Below are 531 nucleotides of genomic sequence, written 5' to 3'. Positions count from 1 at the left end.
TGAGATAATTCAACAGTGTGAAAAAAAGGATTTAAGCACTCAAATCCATCACGCAACGTTTTAAGTACAATCGCAATTGTTCTTGCATCTGCTTGCATTGAAGAAATTGGCATTGTGTAACTCGCAGCACCTGTCACATTGACATTTGTAGTCGCGATTGCATGGTTGTGTTCATCTAACTGTGTCAAAATCAAATGAGTTTGAGTACTTGTCTCAATCGTTACACCATCATCGAACCAACTTAAAATTTCACCGCCAGTTTGCTGCACGCGATTGCGGTCTACCCACGTTAAAATTAAGTCAGTTTCAATTTCTTCAGGCCAATATTCACCATTAATTTTTACATTAGCTGGCGGATATGGCCTAAATGCACGAGCTTTCATTTGAATTGCAATTGAACCATTTAGCTCCTGCAAACCAGACGGTGTAGCTGTGAGTGCGGCAACTAGAACTTCCTCACCCACGATATATTCCGTTTGATCATATGCAACATCATTGCCGCAGAAATAAAGCTTTGTATAAATACCCCAA

Annotated in this window: 1 pseudogene; it reads right to left on the bottom strand. The window is 39.9% G+C overall.

The window, feature by feature from the left end:
* Nucleotides 1-531: pseudogene (locus OKC24_RS19900) on the bottom strand (phage tail protein); the annotation flags it as partial.

It is taken from the genome of Acinetobacter entericus (genome assembly GCF_026168575.1).
Classification (GTDB): Bacteria; Pseudomonadota; Gammaproteobacteria; order Pseudomonadales; family Moraxellaceae; genus Acinetobacter; species Acinetobacter bouvetii.
The sequence above is the reverse complement of the archived record's forward strand: the minus strand, read 5'-3'. Positions and strand labels throughout refer to the sequence as shown.